Origin of the sequence: Caballeronia telluris (assembly GCF_001544495.1) — a bacterium.
In the GTDB taxonomy this organism is placed as follows: domain Bacteria; phylum Pseudomonadota; class Gammaproteobacteria; order Burkholderiales; family Burkholderiaceae; genus Caballeronia; species Caballeronia telluris.
On sequence record NZ_FCNZ02000019.1, the window covers coordinates 73539 to 90939 of the forward strand.

General features: G+C 62.9%; 18 protein-coding genes. 6 read left to right on the top strand and 12 right to left on the bottom strand.

Features of this window, described 5'->3' with window-relative positions; all coding sequences use genetic code 11:
• Nucleotides 1–7 precede the first annotated feature (7 nt).
• The 3 genes from AWB66_RS22585 to ahpC form a co-directional block, all read right to left on the bottom strand.
• The gene (locus tag AWB66_RS22585) at nucleotides 8–253 is read right to left on the bottom strand and encodes a hypothetical protein (protein WP_125469771.1); all 246 of its coding nucleotides are present in this window, start codon (nucleotides 251–253) and stop codon (nucleotides 8–10) included.
• Nucleotides 254–673: 420 nt separating this feature from the next.
• A complete protein-coding gene (gene ahpF / locus AWB66_RS22580) occupies nucleotides 674–2257 on the bottom strand; it encodes an alkyl hydroperoxide reductase subunit F (RefSeq protein ID WP_087632396.1) in 1584 nt (527 codons plus the stop codon).
• An 85-nt stretch (nucleotides 2258–2342) separates the two neighbouring features.
• Nucleotides 2343–2906 carry an alkyl hydroperoxide reductase subunit C gene (ahpC, locus tag AWB66_RS22575; protein ID WP_087632395.1) on the bottom strand — a complete coding sequence of 188 codons (564 nt, stop codon included), beginning with the start codon at nucleotides 2904–2906 and terminating at the stop codon, nucleotides 2343–2345.
• 446 nt (nucleotides 2907–3352) lie between these two features.
• Here ahpC and AWB66_RS22570 point away from each other — a divergent pair, with 446 nt between their 5' ends.
• From AWB66_RS22570 to AWB66_RS22560, 3 genes are all read left to right on the top strand, one after another.
• Nucleotides 3353–4075 carry a hypothetical protein gene (locus tag AWB66_RS22570; RefSeq protein WP_087632394.1) on the top strand — a complete coding sequence of 241 codons (723 nt, stop codon included), beginning with the start codon at nucleotides 3353–3355 and terminating at the stop codon, nucleotides 4073–4075.
• Complete coding sequence (locus AWB66_RS22565) at nucleotides 4072–4830, top strand: ATP-binding cassette domain-containing protein (RefSeq protein WP_087632393.1); 759 nt, start codon at nucleotides 4072–4074, stop codon at nucleotides 4828–4830. The genes AWB66_RS22570 and AWB66_RS22565 overlap by 4 nt, the downstream gene beginning before the upstream one ends.
• Before the next feature lie 74 nt (nucleotides 4831–4904).
• Entirely contained in the window at nucleotides 4905–5702 is a 798-nt protein-coding gene (locus AWB66_RS22560) for an NADPH-dependent F420 reductase (protein ID WP_268811159.1), read from the top strand.
• Nucleotide 5703: 1 nt separating this feature from the next.
• On the opposite strand, the gene AWB66_RS22555 is transcribed toward AWB66_RS22560, so the two are convergent.
• Entirely contained in the window at nucleotides 5704–7323 is a 1620-nt protein-coding gene (locus AWB66_RS22555) for an ABC transporter substrate-binding protein (protein ID WP_087632391.1), read from the bottom strand.
• A gap of 229 nt (nucleotides 7324–7552) precedes the next feature.
• On the opposite strand from AWB66_RS22555, the gene ribA reads away from it, so the two are divergent.
• Complete coding sequence (gene ribA, locus AWB66_RS22550) at nucleotides 7553–8239, top strand: GTP cyclohydrolase II (RefSeq protein WP_087632390.1); 687 nt, start codon at nucleotides 7553–7555, stop codon at nucleotides 8237–8239.
• Between the two features lie 6 nt (nucleotides 8240–8245).
• On the opposite strand, the gene AWB66_RS22545 is transcribed toward ribA, so the two are convergent.
• The 6 genes from AWB66_RS22545 to AWB66_RS22520 all read right to left on the bottom strand — a co-directional run bounded on the left by AWB66_RS22545 (nucleotide 8246) and on the right by AWB66_RS22520 (nucleotide 13494).
• Complete coding sequence (locus tag AWB66_RS22545; protein WP_087632389.1) at nucleotides 8246–8983, bottom strand: 2OG-Fe(II) oxygenase; 738 nt, start codon at nucleotides 8981–8983, stop codon at nucleotides 8246–8248.
• 115 nt (nucleotides 8984–9098) lie between these two features.
• On the bottom strand, nucleotides 9099–9704 hold the full coding sequence (locus AWB66_RS22540; protein WP_087632388.1) for a recombinase family protein: 606 nt from the start codon (nucleotides 9702–9704) through the stop codon (nucleotides 9099–9101).
• Nucleotides 9705–9749: 45 nt separating this feature from the next.
• The gene (locus AWB66_RS22535; RefSeq protein ID WP_087632387.1) at nucleotides 9750–10241 is read right to left on the bottom strand and encodes a hemerythrin domain-containing protein; all 492 of its coding nucleotides are present in this window, start codon (nucleotides 10239–10241) and stop codon (nucleotides 9750–9752) included.
• An 81-nt stretch (nucleotides 10242–10322) separates the two neighbouring features.
• Complete coding sequence (locus AWB66_RS22530) at nucleotides 10323–12650, bottom strand: ATP-dependent DNA helicase (protein WP_087632386.1); 2328 nt, start codon at nucleotides 12648–12650, stop codon at nucleotides 10323–10325.
• An 82-nt stretch (nucleotides 12651–12732) separates the two neighbouring features.
• Nucleotides 12733–12972 carry a hypothetical protein gene (locus AWB66_RS22525; RefSeq protein WP_087632385.1) on the bottom strand — a complete coding sequence of 80 codons (240 nt, stop codon included), beginning with the start codon at nucleotides 12970–12972 and terminating at the stop codon, nucleotides 12733–12735.
• 294 nt (nucleotides 12973–13266) lie between these two features.
• Nucleotides 13267–13494 (bottom strand): DUF6900 domain-containing protein, encoded by a 228-nt coding sequence (locus AWB66_RS22520; protein ID WP_087632384.1) that lies wholly within the window; start codon nucleotides 13492–13494, stop codon nucleotides 13267–13269.
• Between the two features lie 275 nt (nucleotides 13495–13769).
• Between AWB66_RS22520 and AWB66_RS22515 the strand changes: the two genes are divergently transcribed.
• Entirely contained in the window at nucleotides 13770–15194 is a 1425-nt protein-coding gene (locus AWB66_RS22515) for a cytochrome P450 (RefSeq protein WP_087632383.1), read from the top strand.
• A gap of 31 nt (nucleotides 15195–15225) precedes the next feature.
• Here the strand turns inward: AWB66_RS22515 and AWB66_RS22510 are convergent, their stop codons facing one another.
• Nucleotides 15226–16065: a transporter substrate-binding domain-containing protein gene (locus tag AWB66_RS22510; protein ID WP_087632382.1), complete on the bottom strand. Its 840-nt coding sequence runs from the start codon at nucleotides 16063–16065 to the stop codon at nucleotides 15226–15228.
• A 176-nt stretch (nucleotides 16066–16241) separates the two neighbouring features.
• Here AWB66_RS22510 and AWB66_RS22505 point away from each other — a divergent pair, with 176 nt between their 5' ends.
• Nucleotides 16242–16595, top strand: a complete 354-nt coding sequence (locus tag AWB66_RS22505) for a DOPA 4,5-dioxygenase family protein (RefSeq protein ID WP_087632381.1) — start codon at nucleotides 16242–16244, stop codon at nucleotides 16593–16595.
• Nucleotides 16596–16662: 67 nt separating this feature from the next.
• On the opposite strand, the gene AWB66_RS22500 is transcribed toward AWB66_RS22505, so the two are convergent.
• Nucleotides 16663–17244: a phasin family protein gene (locus AWB66_RS22500; protein WP_087632380.1), complete on the bottom strand. Its 582-nt coding sequence runs from the start codon at nucleotides 17242–17244 to the stop codon at nucleotides 16663–16665.
• Nucleotides 17245–17401 lie beyond the last annotated feature (157 nt).

The following is a 17401-nucleotide window of genomic DNA, read 5'->3' on the forward strand; positions in this document are numbered from 1 at the left end:
CCGACGCTCATTGTCCGAAGGGCACGTCGCATTGCGGGACGACGCCGCACGTCTGCTGCCGGCGCGCGGCCGAGACGACGTCGCCCTGTCGAGTCGCCCCGTAGGACGTGGCGTCGCTGGCTGGCATCGCGGCTTCTGCGGCTTCGCGCAAAGCGGCGGCGATGGCGTCGTCCTGTGCTTCCTGCGCGTAGCTCGCGTTCATCGTGGCAAACGTCAGCGCGGCCGCTGCGGCGATCATCAGTCTTGCTTTCATGTGAAGCTCCTTCGTGTGCGCGGTCATACGACGGCAGTCGCCCGCGACCTCGCCCGGCTGGATATCGCGCTGTTTCGATGGCGGCCCCGGTGATAGCCGGCAGACATCCCGCTGCCGGTTATCCGCGCGCATCGACGTAAAGCGGTCGGACGCCGGTTCCTGGCGCGATGTGGCGCGCCGTGCCGGCGTTGGTTGTGTGTGCCTTGCGCGATTCGGTGCCGTGCGTGCGATGACGAGGATTGATGAAGCCGTCCTGCCATCTGCTTTTTTGGGTCCGCACGCACCTTAAGGCGCGTGGGTGAAATTTAAGTTGGCGGGCGGGATGCGCATAGTCCTCTTGAGGAGGGCGCGTGATGGGGGGAACGAGAAAAAGGCCGCGAACCAAAGGTTCGCGGCCTCTCAGGCGAAAGCAGTCACCCTTCAACCGACCACTTCCTCCACCCGGTCCTCTTCCTCGACCGACTGCCGGATCAGATGATCGAACGCGCCAAGCGACGCCTTCGCGCCTTCGCCCACCGCGATCACGATCTGCTTGAACGGCACGGTCGTGACGTCGCCGGCAGCGAACACGCCGGGCACGGACGTCGCGCCCTTCGCGTCGACGACGATCTCGCCGTGGCGCGACAGTTCCACCGTGCCCTTGAGCCATTCCGTATTCGGCACGAGTCCGATCTGCACGAACACGCCTTCGAGATCGACGCGCTTCGTGTCGCCCGAACGCAGATCCTTGTACACGAGCCCGTTCACTTTGTTCCCGTCGCCGGTGATTTCGGTGGTCTGCGCTTGCGTCACGATCGTCACGTTCGCGAGGCTCTTCAGCTTCTTCTGCAACACCGCGTCGGCACGCAGTTCCGCGCCGAACTCGATCAGCGTCACCGCGCTCACGATGCCGGCCAGATCGATCGCGGCCTCCACGCCCGAATTGCCGCCGCCGATCACCGCGACGCGCTTGCCCTTGAAGAGCGGCCCATCGCAGTGCGGACAATACGCGACGCCACGATTGCGATACTCGCGCTCACCCGGCACGTTGATCTCGCGCCAGCGCGCGCCGGTCGCGAGCACGACCGTCTTCGCCTTGAGCACCGCGCCGTTCGCGAGACGCACTTCGTTGATGCGGCCGGGGATCAGCGCTTCGGCGCGCTGCACGTCCATGATGTCGACGTCGTAGCTCGTCACGTGCTGTTCGAGCGCCGTCGCGAACTTCGGTCCTTCGGTTTCCTGCACGGAGACGAAGTTCTCGATCGCAAGCGTGTCGAGCACCTGTCCGCCGAAGCGTTCCGCGACGACGCCCGTCGCGATGCCCTTGCGCGCCGCGTAGATCGCCGCGGCTGCGCCCGCCGGCCCGCCGCCGACGATCAGCATGTCGAACACCGGCTTCGTTTCGAGTGCCTTCGCGGCGCGCGCGCCGGCGTTGCTGTCGAGCTTCGCGAGGATTTCCTTCACGCCGGTGCGGCCCTGGCCGAACACTTCGCCGTTCATGTAGACGGTCGGCACGGCCATGATCTGGCGCGCTTCGACTTCGCTCTGAAAGAGCGCGCCGTCGATCGTCACCTGACGGATACGCGGATTGATGATGCTCATCACGTTCAGCGCCTGCACGACTTCCGGGCAGTTCTGGCATGAGAGCGAGATGTAGGTTTCGAATGTGTAGTCGCCGTCGAGATTGCGGATCTGTTCGATCACGGCATCGTCGAGCTTGACCGGGTGGCCGCCGACTTGCAGCAGCGCCAGCACGAGCGACGTGAATTCGTGGCCCATCGGAATGCCGGCGAAGCGGATGCCCGCGTCCTTGCCCGGTTCGCCGATGGAAAACGACGGTTTGCGCTCGTCGTCGCTATGCGTTTCGATCACCGTGATACGGTCCGACAACGCGGCGATTTCTTCGAGCAGCGCCTGCAATTCGCGCGACTTGTCGCCGTCGTCGAGCGACGCGACGATTTCGATCGGCCGGCTGACCTTTTGCAGATAGGCTTTCAACTGAGTCTTGAGATTGGCGTCGAGCATGGCGTTCCTGACCTGGCGTGAGATGAGCGGACCGGCTCTCGTGAAACCGGTCCGCGTCGTGCGATGACTAGCTACAGCGTGGCGCTCAGATCTTGCCGATCAAATCGAGCGACGGGGTCAGCGTTTCCGCGCCCGGCGTCCACTTCGCGGGGCAGACTTCGCCCGGATGCGCCGCGACGTATTGCGCGGCCTGCACCTTGCGCAGCAGCTCGCCCGCATCGCGGCCGATGCCGTTGTCGTGGATTTCGCACAGCTTGATCTCGCCTTCCGGGTTGATCACGAAGGTGCCGCGCAGCGCCATGCCTTCTTCCTCGATCAGAACGTCGAAGTTGCGCGAGATCGTGAGCGTCGGGTCGCCGATCATCGGGTACTTGATCTTGCCGATCGTGTCCGACGTGTCGTGCCACGCCTTGTGGGTGAAGTGCGTGTCGGTCGACACGCCGTAAATCTCGACGCCAAGTTTCTGGAATTCAGCGTAGCGGTCGGCCAGATCGCCGAGTTCGGTCGGGCAGACGAACGTGAAGTCGGCCGGATAGAACACGACGACGGACCACTTGCCCTTGAAGTTCTCATCCGTGACGGGCACGAACTCGCCGTGGTGGTATGCGGTGGCCTTGAAGGGCTTGACTTGGCTGTTGATGATCGGCATTCGGTGGGTCCTTGTGGGGGTGGTGAAGAAGTGAATGAATTATGCTTTTAACTATCGACTTGAGGAAATCAATTAATTTTATTGTTGTCATACGAAATCGCTATGGCCCCGATTTGGCGTGGCGTTGGGGCGGATCATCGCAGCCAGAGATCTATCGCGCTCCCGGTCGCGGACGGGCGATGCCTCGTTCGATCGAAGCGATTCGAGCGCACCGCGTGGTTTCGTTTTCCCGAGGTTTAGGTCATTCCAACGGTAAGAGGGACGCTCTCATATCGGAGTCTTGGCGGGAACTTCGGTCCAAGCCACGAAATACCCTCGGCTCGTTAATCAATAATTTCAGTGTTTATTTCGAATTAGAAATCCCTTGCCTTGAAGACAAATTGTGACACTAATCATCCTTACAGCGTGTACCTTGAATTGCCCAATCAACCGCCCAAGACGATCTAATGAGTCTGATAAAAAGCGCGACGATTTTCATCAAGGAACAGGTGCGTGAACCTATCGGCGTATTTTGGGCGTTCGGCGCGCCGTTAGCTTATATAGCGATGTTTGCTAACTCGCCGCACACCCAAGTCGACCAGACAATCTTCCATCGTCTCGTCGGACTCTGTCTGGCCTATATCGCATTGACAACGTCCGTATTTAATTTTGGTCTTTACCTGGTCGGACGACGAGAAAGCGGTTTCGTTCGAACTTTTCTCACCGAGCCGAATCGCCGACATCGTTTTCTCCTGGCTCAGTTTCTGGCCTCGTTAGTCATGGCATTGGGCTATGGCGCTGCGTTTCTAACCTTGACGTCGGCTATCCTAATGCCGATGCCGTTCACTCAGTTGCTCGGTTTTTATTCGCTGTACGCTTGCGTTTGTGTGCTTTTCATGTTCGGCGCGATTGTAGTTGCGGCCCTGCCGCTCACATTTCAAGCAGCAAGCAGTTCACTGTCGATTTTCGTCACGATATGCGTTGTCGCGGGGTTGTCCTCGCGCGACGTCCAGTACTTTGGGCTCGCTGCGGAAATGATCAATCCCTTTGCGCTAGCAGGACAATTGATTTCCGGGACCATGTCGTTAGCGTGGCTGCCCGCCGTCTCAGTTCACGCACTGTTGTTAATGGCGTGCGGATTTTTGGGTATGGCGCATCAGCGACTTAACCCGCAATGGAGTAACCGATGAGCGCCTACGTGCCGGCAATCAAAATAGAAGATTTGCATTTTTCTTATAAGGAACGGCCCGTCTTGAGAAGCTTGAATCTCGACATACCTCCATCGAGCATCGTCGGGCTGCTGGGTTCTAACGGGGCGGGAAAAACGACGCTGTTCGATGTCGTCTGCGGATTGAAGAAGCAAGACAGTGGAATCATATGGTCGAGGTCGAATCGGCGCGACCTTGCCTATCTCACGCAAGTCATTACCATACCGAATGCATTGAAGCTCGGTGAGATGGCCGAATTGGTTCAAGATTTTTCACGTGATGATCCGCAAAATCTCACGCAACTCGTGCCGAGTTTGAGTTTAAAAGAGCAGAACAAATTTGCCGACCTCTACGAGCGGAAAGCGACAGGTTGCAGTTACGGCGAGAAGAAATGGTTTGTTTTTTTGACGCTCATGGCGCTACGCGCGGAGATGTATCTCCTGGATGAACCGACTGCAGGCGTCGATCCGGAGTTCAGCATCTATATGCAGCGAACGCTCCGGCATGTCGCAAAAAGCGGGAGGTCGATTCTATTTTCGACCCATAACATCGCGGAGATAAATCGGAACTGTGACTTCTTCTATTTTCTTCACGACGGCGTGGCGCAGCGATTTGAAAACATCGCAGACTTCATTCGCTTCAATCACGCAGACAGCGCGGAACAGGCCTTTGTCCGCTATGTGACCGACGAACCGCGCGATCATGCCGCATCCGGTGCGCTGTCCGCATCCGCATGACAGTGCGCTGCAAGCCGCCCACTCCGATATAAAAACGCGAGCAACTCGACCTATGACGATGGCCCCGATTTGGCGTGGTCCGGGTTCTGCTCGAAAACGGCACCGGCAGTAAGATCAGTCGCACCGGTGCCGCGCATCGCGCGCGGCGACGCCGAGCAATCCAACGGAGAGTCGCAATGAAAATAGGCATCATCGGAGCGGGCAATATCGGCAGCGTGCTGGCGCTGCGTTTCGTCGAACGCGGGCATCAGGTGAAGATCGGCAACTCGCGCGGACCGGGCACGCTCGGCGAAGTCGAGCGCGAAACCGGCGCCACGTCGGCCGAACTGAAAGAGGTGGTGAAGGACGCGGACGTCATCGTCGTGACGATTCCGGAGGCGAAGGTGCCCAACCTGCCGAAGGACCTGTTCGCGGGCGTTCCGGCGAGCACGGTCGTGATCGACACCGGCAATTACTATCCGCGCCAGCGCGACGGGCGCATCGCGGGCATCGAGAAGGGTTCGACGGAAAGCCGCTGGGTCGAGGAGCAGATCGGGCGGCCAGTCGTGAAGGCGTTCAACAATATCTACGCGGATCACCTGCGCAACAAGGGCACGCCGGCCGGCACGCCGAAGCGCATCGCGCTGCCGGTGGCGGGCGACGACGCGAAGGCGAAGGCCGTGGTGATGAAGCTCGTCGACGAAGTGGGGTTCGATGCCGTCGACGCCGGCACGCTCGACGATTCCTGGCGCCAGCAGCCCGCGACGCCCGTCTACACCGCCGATCGCGACGCCGAAGGCGTGCGCGCCGCGCTGCAACAGGCCGATCCGGTCAGGAAGCCCGAGTGGCGCGCAACCGACCGGAGCCCCGGCGACTTCGACAACCCCGCGTGACCTAGTCGAGCGTGATGCCGTCGAAACGGTGGCCGCCGAGCGGGCTGATCAGATAGCCGTGCACGCGCTTCGAAATCGGCTGATAGGCGTTCGCGTGCGCGATCGGCGTGTACGGCACCTGGTCCTTGAAGACGACCTGCGCTTCCTCGTAGAGCTTCGTGCGCGCGCTCTGGTCCGTGACGAGACGCGCCTTCGCGAGCAGGTCGTCGAACTGCTTGTTGCACCATTTCGCCATGTTGCTGCCGTGCACGGCGTCGCAGCCGAGCGTCGTGCCGAGCCAGTTGTCGGGGTCGCCGTTGTCGCCGAGCCAGCCGTAGAGGATCGCGTCGTGCTCGCCGTCCTGCTTCGCGCGCTTGTTGTACTCGGCCCATTCGTAGCTGACGATCTTCGCCTTCACGCCGATCTTCGCCCAGTCCGACTGGATCAGCTGCGCCATCAGCCGCGCGTTCGGGTTGTAGCCGCGCTGGACCGGCATCGCCCAGAGCGTGATCGAGAAGCCGTCCGGGAAGCCGGCCTGCTTCAACAGGTCGCGCGCCTTCGCGGGGTCGTAGGGCGCGTCCTTCAGCGCCTTGTTGTACGACCATTGCGACGGCGGCATCGGATTCGTCGCGACCGTCGCCGCGCCCTCGTAGACGTTCTTGATGATCGCCTGTTTGTCGACGGCCATGTCGAGCGCCCGGCGCACGAGCACGTTGTCGAGCGGCTTGTGCGTCGTGTTGTAGCCGACATACGCGACGTTGAAGCCGACGCCCGACAGCACCGCGAGCTTCGGATCCTTTTTCGCGGCGGCGATGTCGGCGGGACGCGCGAACGACGTCAACTGGCACTCGCCGCTCGCGAGTTTCTGCATGCGCACGGCGGCATCGGGCGTGATCGAGAAGACGAGCTTGTCGATGTGCACGTCCTTTTTGTTCCAGTAGGTCGGGTTCGCGTCGTAGCGGATCGTCGCGTCCTTCTGATAGTCGCGGAACACGAACGCGCCCGTGCCGACCGGCTTCTGATTGATGTCCTCGGGCTTGCCGGTCTTCAGCAGTTGCGCCGCGTATTCGGCGGAAACGATCGAGGCGAATTCCATCGCGATGTTGCGCACGAACACGACGTCCGCCGTCTTGAGCGTGAAGCGCACGGTGTAGTCGTCGAGTTTTTCGACCGATGCGATGTTCTTGTCGTAGCCGAGGTCGGTCAGGTAAGGGAAGCCGACCGGATGCGCCTTCTGGAACGGCTCGTTCGGGTCGACCATGCGCTTGAACGTGAAGACGACGTCGTCGGCGTTGAAATCGCGCGTCGGCTTGAAATACGGTGTCGACTGGAACTTGACGCCGTGTCGCAAGTGGAACGTGAAGCTCTTCGCGTCGGGCGCTTCGTCCCACTTTTCGGCGAGTCCCGGCACGAGGTCGAGCGAGCCGCGCCTGAACTCGACGAGCGTATCGTAGACGGCATGGGCGCCCGCATCAAAATCGGTGCTGGTCGTGTATTGCGCGGAGTCGAAGCCCGCGGGGCTGCCTTCGGAGCAGAACACGAGCGTTTTGCTCGCGGCCGATGCCATATGAGGCGCGGCGGCGAACGCCAGGGCAATGGCGCCGAGCGCCTTCAACCGCGATACGGAACGTGAACGGATCATTTTTCTTCTTCGCTGGAGTCGTTTGAAAAGGTGCCCCGTACTCTACCAAGCGATGAATTTCGGACGAAGCGATGCTTTCTGCTTTAGATCCCCGACGCGCGGCACCCTGTCCCCAAACAACGGCAAAAACCCTGCATACCGGGGCGAAAAGCTGCAAACTTTCCCGAGGGGCTTTAACATGACGTCCCGGGCAGCCGCAAATTGCCGCCAGAGACTCGCCGAAACAACTATGAAAACCGCTTCCGATTCACAAGCCGTGCAAGACGCGCAGCCCACGCAGGCCGACCACGCGGGCTTCGGCCAGTGCGCCCCCAACGAAGACGTCGAACTCGCCGCCACCGCGACGATTCCGACGCGCTACGGCACGTTCGCGTCGTACGTCTATCGCGTGAAGCGCACCGACATCGAGCACATCGTGTTCGTGATGGGCGACGTGCGGGGCGGCGAATCGGTGCTGACGCGCCTGCATTCGGAATGCGTCACGGGCGACGTGTTCGGCTCGTACCGCTGCGACTGCGGCGAACAACTGGACCTCGCGCTGCGCTACATCGCGGCGGAAGACCGCGGCATCCTGCTGTACCTGCGCGGCCACGAAGGGCGGGGCATCGGCCTCGCGAACAAGATCCGCGCGTATGCGCTGCAGGAGCAGGGGCTCGATACCGTCGATGCGAACCTGCACCTGGGTCTGCCCGACGACGCCCGCGAATACGACTCGGCCGCCGCGATCCTGCGGGCGCTGAACGTGAAGTCGGTGCGGCTGATGAGCAACAATCCGTCGAAGTTCGACACGCTGCTCAAGCACGACATTCCGGTGTGCGAACGCGTCGCGCTCGCCATTCCGATGCGCGAGGAAAACGAGCGCTACATCAAGACGAAGCAGGCGCGCTTCGGTCACTACTTCGACGAAAACGAATAACGCGCGTCACTGCGCATCATGAAAGATGATGCCAAGCGTATGCCGGTGCCCCGAGCGCAGCCGGCTCACGCCATGCCGCATGTTCACGCGATACGCGCCGCGCGTGCCCGTCACGGGCCGATGATGCACCGCGAACACCACGGCGTCGCCCTGCGAGAGCGGCACGACTTCCGCGCGTGACTGCATCCGCGGACGCTGCTCGGTCAGCACGAACTCGCCGCCGGTGAAATCGCGTCCGGGTTGCGAGAGCAGGATCGCCAACTGGATCGGAAAGACGTGTTCGCCGTACAGGTCCTGATGCAGGCAGTTGTAGTCGCCTGCCTCGTATTGCAGGATCAGCGGCGTCGGTCGTGTCTGACCGGCGCGGTGGCAACGCTCGATGAATTCGCCGTGCCGCGCCGGATAGCGCGCGTCAATCTTCATGATTTCGTTCCAGCGGTTCGCGACCGGCGCGAGATGCGGATAAGCGGCACCGCGAAGCGCTTCGACCGTCTCCGGCAGCGGATAGTCGAAATACTTGTACTCGCCGCGCCCGAAGCCGTGTCGCTCCATCACGACGCGGCTGCGGTAGAGGTCGTCGCGTGCGTAGTTTGCGGCGAGCGCCTTGCATTCCTGCGGCGTCAGCAGTTGCTCGACCACCGCGCAGCCGAACCGGTCGAGTTCGTCCTCGACACGCGACCAGTCCACCGCCGCCACGCGCTCGGCCGCCGATGCGGCTTTCGCCGCGTTTTCCCACACCTTCATCGATGGCTCCTGTCGATCCCATGAGGCTTGATCGCCTTCCGAAGCATGCAGTGTGCATCCGGGCGCGCAGGGAGAACCATCCGTGTCTTGCTCTGACATTCGACGCGCGGGCCGATCAGGGGCCGGCGGGTGCGTCGGATTGCTCGCGCGCGTGCGCATTGCGCAAACGGATGATCGTCTGGCGCGATGTGTTGAAGGTCTGCGCAACCGCCGTCACGGTCTTGCCAGCCGCGAGCGCGCGCAACGCCTGGTTGCGCTGGCTGTCGGTGAGCGAGGCGGGCCGGCCTTGCGGCAATCCCAGGCGCTTGGCCGCAGCCGCCGCCTCCAGCGCCCGTGCCCGCTTCGCAAGACGCTCCACTTCGACCGCGATTTCGAGCGCGCGCATCGGCGAGTCGCTGCCGCTCGCGGTCAGGCTGGTGCGGCCGTACTCCAGACAAACGACATCGACGCCGCGATGCGCGAGCATCTTGAGCGTGCTCACGACGTCGCCGATACTGTTGCCGAGGTAGTGCAGCCGCGCGATCAGCATCGTGTCGCCGGCCGTCACGCGGCGCAGCACGCGCTGCAACGCGGGCCGGGCCGCGGCGGGTGCGGCGATGCCGCAGGCGTCGGCCACCACGCCGCTCATGTCCACGAGAAAACCGGCGGCGTCGATGTCGAAGAGATCGCGCTCGCGCACGGTATCGTCGTCGCCGGTGTTCATGTACACGATGTACGCCATCGATCGCGCTCCTCCGGTTCGGCCTCGCGGCCCGCGCGGCCCCGCTCAGTGAGCGGTCGCGACTTCGGTGATCTTGTTCTGCAGCGCTTCTTTACGCGCCGCGATCTTCGCACCGAGCGCCATCAAGTCGATCCCGGCGCTGCGCAATTCCGGAAAGAGCGTCGATTCTTCTTCCTCGACGTGATGCTTCACGTTCTCGGAGAGCACCTTGTAGGTCGCATCGAAGCCCTCGTCGCCGGCCTTAAGCTCGGTGAACTTGTCGATCAGCGTCTTGACGAGAAAGTGCTCGACATAAGCCTCGTCGACCCCGTCTTTTTCGTCGTCTTTCAGGACGCCGCGCGCGCCGGGATAGAGCAGTTCTTCCTCGACCATCGCGTGGATCGTGAGAAGTTCGCAGGTGCGCTGAACGAGCGTCGTCTTGCGTTCGAGGTCGTCTTTCGGTGCGCGCTCGAAGGCGTCGAGAAGTTGTTCGATGGCGCGGTGGTCGGCTTCGAGTATCGCGAGTGCGTCCTGCGCGGAGGCTTTTGCTGTGGTCATGATGGCACCTCGGTTGTGGGTGCACAGCTCTAGCAATACGGGTGCCAGCGCTTGAGACCGGCAGTACGGCGGCCCGGCGTTTCAGGCGTCGCAATGCCGCATCACGTCTACGCGCCACCAGGCCGGCAAGAGCCTTTGTACGTCGGGCCGCGCAAAGCGATCGTCGATCAGATAAAGCACGCCGCGATCGTCGGGTCCGCGAATCACGCGCCCCGCCGCCTGAACGACTTTTTGCAAGCCAGGGAAAAGATACGTGTAGTCGTAGCCCGCGCCGAATGCCTCGTGCATGCGCGCTTTCATCTGCTGGTTGACCGGATTGAGCTGCGGCAGCCCGAGCGTCGCGACGAACGCGCCGACGAGCCGCGTCCCCGGTAAGTCGATGGCCTCGCCGAACGCACCGCCCAGCACCGCGAAACCGATGCCGCAGCCGTCCGGCGCGAAGCGCGCGAGGAACGCGTGCTGGTCGGCTTCGCTCATCGCGCGCGCCTGCTCCCACACCGGAACGTGCGGATGGCGCGCGGCGAAAGCGGCCGCCACCTGCGCCAGATAGTCGAAGCTGCTGAAGAAGCTCAGATAGTTGCCGGGCGCGCGCGCATATTGCGCGGCGATCAGGTCGACCACCTGCGCGACCGATTGCGCGCGGTCGCGATAACGCGTGGAGACGTCGGCGATGGCGCGCACCTGCAACTGCTCCGCGACGAACGGCGAATCGACGTCCACGCGCGCGCTCGTTTCCGGCAGGCCGAGCGTGTCGCTGTAGAAGTGCGCCGGCGTGAGCGTCGCGGAGAAGAGGGCGACCGAATGCGCGCGCGCAAAGCGCGGCTTCAGATGCGGCGCCGGGATCACGTTGCGCAGGCAGAGCACGGCGTTCGGCGTCGTCAAGCGAAAGCGCGGAGCGAGCGTGATGTCGAAAAGCGAATGCGTGTCGAAGCGCTCGGCGATACGCACGAAATGCATCGCGTCGAAATAGAAGCGCAGGGTCTCGGGCGCGAAGGCGTCGGGATGCTCGGTGAGGAAGTCGGTCATCTGCGAGATCGCGCGTTGCAGCGTGTCGACGAAGTCCGCCGGCAACGCCGTGAACGCGAGGTAATCGGCCGTCTGTCCCGCGGCCAAATCTTTCCAGCTTCGCGCGACGCGCGTGAGCGCGCGCTTGAGCGGGGGCGGCGCGGTGCGGCGCATCGCGTCGAAGACAGCCTGATCGAGCGTCGCCGAATACATGCCGCGCGCGCGTTCGACGAGATTGTGCGCCTCGTCGACGAGCACGCTCACGCGCCAGCGGTTCGCTTCGGCGAGCGCGTACAGCATGGCGCTCGTGTCGAAATAGTAGTTGTAGTCGCCGACGATCACGTCGCTCCAGCGCGACATTTCCTGCCCCAGGTAATAGGGGCAGACTTCGTGCGCGAGCGCGACTTCGCGGAGCGCGGCCTTGTCGAGGCTCGCGACTTGCAGCGCGGCGGCGCGCGCGTCGGGCAGGCGGTCGTAGAAGCCGCGCGCGAGCGGACACGATTCGCCGTGGCACGCACGGTCCGGATGCTCGCAGGCTTTCTCGCGCGCGGTGAGTTCGAGCACGCGAAGCGGCGCGCGGTCCGGCGCTTCCGTCAGCGTTTTCAAAGCGTCCAGCGCGAGTTGCCGCCCGGCGCTTTTCGCGGTGAGGAAGAAAATCTTGTCGAACTGCTGCGCGGGCCACGCCTTGAGCAGCGGAAAGAGCGTACCGACGGTCTTGCCGATGCCCGTTGGCGCCTGCGCCATCAGGCAGCGCTGATTCACCGCGCAGCGATAGACGGCTTCAGCGAGTGCGCGCTGTCCCGGCCTGAACGACGCGTGCGGAAACGCGAGCGCGGCGAGCGCCGCGTTGCGCGCCTCGCGATGCCGCACTTCCTGCGTGGCCCGCGCGATGAAACGCTCGCACTGTTCGACGAAATGCGCGCGCAACGCGTCGGCTGAGTGCGTCTCGACGATGACCGTTTCCTTCTGGCTCGCGATGTCGAAATACACGAGGGCGATGCGCATCTGCATGAGGCCCAGCTTGCTGCACAGCAGCCAGCCATAGACGCGCGCCTGCGCCCAGTGCAGATGCCGGTGATTGTCGGGCATCGCATCGAGCTTGCCGCGATGGGTCTTGATCTCTTCGAGCTGATTCGAGGCGGGATCGTAGCCGTCGGCACGGCCGCGCACCTGAAGCGGCCCGAAGACCTCGCCGAGCGCAATCTCCGTCTGATAATCCGCCGGCCGCCGGGCGGTCACCGTCGCGTGTCCGGCGATACCTTCGAGTGCCGTGGGCGACGGAGTGAAGCGCAGATCGAGGTCGCCGCGCTTGGCTGTGAATTCGCACAGCGCGCGGACCGCGACGACGTAGCGCGGCGCGTTGTCCGAGACGGGCGGATCCGGTTGTGTGGCTACTGTATGCATGTACAGTAGTTTAGCATCGGGCGCTAAGGACGCGTCCGGCAGCGATGACGCTTGCCGCCAGACGCATCGTTCCTGCAACGGCTTACTGCTGGGCTTCGGCGGTCACGTCGGCTTGCTGGGCTTTCGCGAGTCGCGCATCGCTCGCATTGCCCTGACCGGCTTGCTCGGCCGCAATCGTTTGCTCGCTCATCCCGCGTTGAGAACTCGGCGCGCCTTGCGACGGACCATAGAACGGCGCCGGTCCATAACCGCTCGCAAAGACGGACGACGCGAACACCGTGACGAGTGCGGCACTAACGGAGATCCATACCTTCTTCATCATGTTGCTTCTCCTGATCTGATCGGGTTTCAATATGCACTTCATCGGCCTTGCCTGACGGGGGTGAGCTTTCGACCAGCTGAAATGTGAAGGCAGTGTACGTGCCGATCCATAAGATTTGATCCCCCATGAAGCCCATGTTCTTTTGGGTGTACGGATGATCGATGCGACCGGCTGGATCGATTCGGCAGCGCTTCAAGAAGTGCTTAAATCAGGAGACGGAGAGGCGTCGAATGCGTCTCAAGGAGGTTCGAAGGTTCGGATGACGAATTAAATTCGATTTCGTTGGAGAGCCTGTCAGGCCGCGAGACCTGCGTCGTTCGATGCGGACCGCGAGCCCAGTCGATAACCCGTCACGAGTCCGAGGTCATACGCGCTCTCGAGCGCACGCGCGAGCTGTTCGACGCCGATCACGCAAAAGTCGGCAGTGAGTTTGCCGGTCGCTTCCAGACTCGTGATGCCGAGTGCGTCGCTCGCGATCATTTCCAGTAACTCGAAACGTTCGTCGTTGGTGATGTTGCTCATGTCTTGCTCCCATGTGCGAATGAACCTGACGCCGCTCTTGCTTCGGATTCGCTTGAACTGCTTAGATAATAGGCAGCATGGGATGCAACAACCTGTGGTGGAATGCCGCGCAAACGCGTGGTCGGGTGGAATATTCAATTGCAAAAATGTTCACGATGCGCGCGTCCGAACACAGGACGGGGCCGCCCCTCGGCCGCATGTTCTATGCTGGTTGAAGGCCGGCCGCTCCGCGCGAGCGTACGCGGCGGACGCGTACAGCACGTGAGGAAAGGACGATGGACGTTCAGCGATTCGGCGATGCCTGCCTAAAGCACGTGAGCGATTTGCCCGGGCCGCCGGGGCTGCCGCTCCTCGGCAATTCGCTCCAGGTTTCGCCGAGCACGATGCACACCGTGCTCGAGCGATGGGCGGTCGAGTACGGTTCGCCGTATCGCTATCGGCTCGGTCCGATGGTGGTCACGGTCTGGACGCAGGCCGACCTCTTTCAGACCGTCATGCGCGAACGGCCGCATCTGTATCGCCGCTTTTCGCCGATCGAATCCGTGATGGCCGAAATCGGCGGGAACGGCCTCTTTTCCGCCGAGGGCGCCGCGTGGGAGCCGCAGCGCAGGCTCGTGATGCAGGCGCTGTCGATTCCGAACATCAAGGCGTTTTATCCCGCGCTCGCCGCGATCACGGAGCGCTTGCAGCGGCGTTTGACACGCGCGGCATCGGAAGGGCGCACGCTTGAGATGACCGAGGAACTCAAGCGCTACACCGTCGACGTGACGAGCGCGCTCGCATTTGGCGAAGATCCGAACACGCTCGAACAGGAACACGGCGTCATCCAGGAGCACCTCGCGCTGATCCTGCCCGAGATCATGCGTCGCGTGAGCGCGCCATTCCCGTACTGGCGATACGTCCGCTTGCCGCGCGACCGCCGCTTCGATCGCACGATGACCGAAGTGCACCGCTACATCCACGCGATGATCGGACGCGCGCGCGAGCGCATGCAGCAGGCGCCGGGGGACGAACCGCACGATCTGCTCGAAGCGATGCTCATGGCACGCGATGCGCCCGGCTCGGCCACCACCGACCAGCAGATTGCCGCCAACGTGCTTACGCTGCTCGTGGCCGGCGAGGACACCACCGCCAACACGATCAACTGGGCGCTCATGTACCTCAGCGGCGACGCGGCCCTGCAGCAGCGCCTCGCGGACCATGCGCGCGCGGTGCTCGGGGCGTCGGCGGTCTGTCCGGACTACGGCGCGCTCAAGGGTCTCGATCTCTGCGAGGCCGTCTGTAACGAAGCGAACCGGCTGCGCCCGGTCGCCGCGATCCAGACGTTCGAGCCGCTCGAGGACGTGTGCCTCGGCGGCGTCGCGATTCCGGCGGGCATGCGGCTCTTTTTTCTCACGCGGCCGGCGATGCTCGATGCGTCGAACTTCGCCAAGCCGCAGGCGTTCGATCCCGACCGCTGGATGCATCGTCACGACGAATCGCGGGGCGCGCACGAGCCGCGCGCGTTCCTGACGTTCGGCGGCGGCCCGCGCGTCTGTCCGGGCCGTCATCTTGCGAACGTCGAAATGAGGCTGGTGCTGTCGATGCTGGCCGCGAACTTCGAGATCGCGCTGGCCGTCGATCCCGCGACGATCAAGGAAGTCTCCGCCTTCACGATGGTGCCGAGCAGGATGCCGATCGACCTCAAACCGCGCGCGTAATCGAATATCCGGGAATATTCAGCGCTCGAGGTCAGTCGAAGGTCTGCGCCATCTGCTGCGGCAGCGGCACATGCAGCCACTTTTGCACGATGGCGTTCAGCTCTCCGTTCTTCTTGGCGTCGGTCAGGATGCCGTTCACGCGCGTCATGAGCTTCGGCTCGCTCTTGTTGAGCCCGACGCGGCACGACGATTCATGGATCACGTACTTGAGCACCGGCTTGTTCGGCGCGTCGGCGGGCATCAGCGTGGCGAGCTTGGTCGCGACGAAGTCGCCGGTGCCGATGAGCGGCACCTGTCCCGACACGTAGGCGGCGATCATGCCGTTGTTGTCGTCGTAACGCTTGACGACCGCGGTCGGAGGCACGCTCTTCGTGAGCAGCAGGTCCTGGAACGTGCCGCGCGCCACGCCGACCGTCTTGCCCGCGAGATCCGCTGGGCCGTTCACCTTGAGGCTCGCCGGGCCGAACACGCTGTTGTTATACGGCGAGTAGGGCTGCGAGAAGTCGATCACCTTGTCGCGCTCGGCGTCCTTGCCGAGCGTCGAGATCACGAGATCGACCTTCTTCGTTTGCAGATACGGAATGCGGTTCGCGCTCGTGACGGGCACGAGTTCGAGCTTCGCGCCCATCTTCTTCGCGAGCAGCGCGGCGACGTCGATGTCGAGCCCTTCGACCTGCATGCTCGGACCGACCGAGCCGAACGGCGCGAAATCCTGCGGGACGGCCACGCGCAGCACGCCGCGCTTTTCGATGTCGTCGATGGTGTCGGCGTGCGCCGCCGGCGCGTACGAGAGCGCGCCGAGTGTGCCGAGTGCACTGCACAGGCTCAACGCAACTGCACTGGATCGCAACGAGAGCTTCGATGGTTTCATGCGTCGTCTGAACGTGAGGGAGGAGAGGATTTGTGTCCGCCGGACGGTCCGGCAGGCTCCGACTATCTCACGAAACGCGGCGCCGAAAAAAACCGGGCGATGTGCGGGCGCGCGTCGTTAGAATCGGTTCGGGGACGCAGCACGCGGCCTGACATCGCACGCAAAGAGGACTCACGATGACCCCGACAGACACATCGGCGATCAGCAGCTGGCACGCGCATGTCTACTTCGATGCCGCAAGCCGCGATGCCGCGTGGCGGCTTCGCGAAACGATCGAAGCACGCTTTGCGGGCAGGCTCACGATGGGGCGCTTTCACGAGCGGCCGGTCGGCCCGCATCCGATGTGGTCGTATCAGATGGCGTTCGAGCCCGCGCGCTTCGCAGAGATCGTCGAATGGCTGACGCTCAATCACGGTCTGCTCGATGTTTTCCTGCACCCCAATACCGGCGATGCCTTGCGCGATCATCGCGATGCCGCGGTGTGGATCGGGCGCTCGCACGAACTCGTGCTGAAGAACCTCGGTCCGTGAACGGCCGCGCCAAAGAAAAAAGCGAGCCAGGCGGCTCGCTCTTTTCACGACTGGCGACTGCCCGCGCTTACTTCTTCGCGCTGGCGGCCTTGCCCGCTGCGACCACTTGCGTCGCACCCTTGCTGGCTGCTTCGGCGCTGGCGTTCGCATTGGTTTCGGCGGCTTCGACCACTTGCTTCGCGGCCTTCTTGGCGGCCTCGTAAGCCGTGTTCGCCGATTCCGTTGCCGCGCCGAACGCCGACTTCCACGCCGTCACGACCGCTTCGCTGCCAGCCGGCGCATTCTTCGCGAGGTTTTCGACGTACGACTGCGCGTCGTCCTGCGACTTCTTCAGTTGCGCTTCGGCCGCGGACGCGAAGGCGCTGCGCGTTTCGTTCACGACGGCATACACATCGCGCCAGTAAGCCTGCACGCGCTCGACGCTCGCCTGCGACTGGCCCGTCTGCAACGCGAGGAATTCCTGCGGATCGCGAACCGACAGCGCCTTGCCCACCAGTTCCTGGCTTTCTGCAAGCGACGTATGAACGGCCTGCACATTCAGTCCGACCAGCTTTTCAAAACCTTCGAACGTTTTGGCGGCGAGACCGTACAGCGTGTCGAAGCCCGCTTTCTGAGAGGCAACAATTTGTTCCGGGGCAAGACTGCTCATCTGTGAACTCTCCAGTTAAAAATATCGGCCTATTTGTAGTGTGATCTGCCACGCCGTTTGTTGCGACGCAACGAAGGAATCAATTCTAGGGATTAATCGATGTGTGTCAACTGCGTTTTTCCCGCTTGACCGGCATCGGGGCAGTTTGATAGGGAAC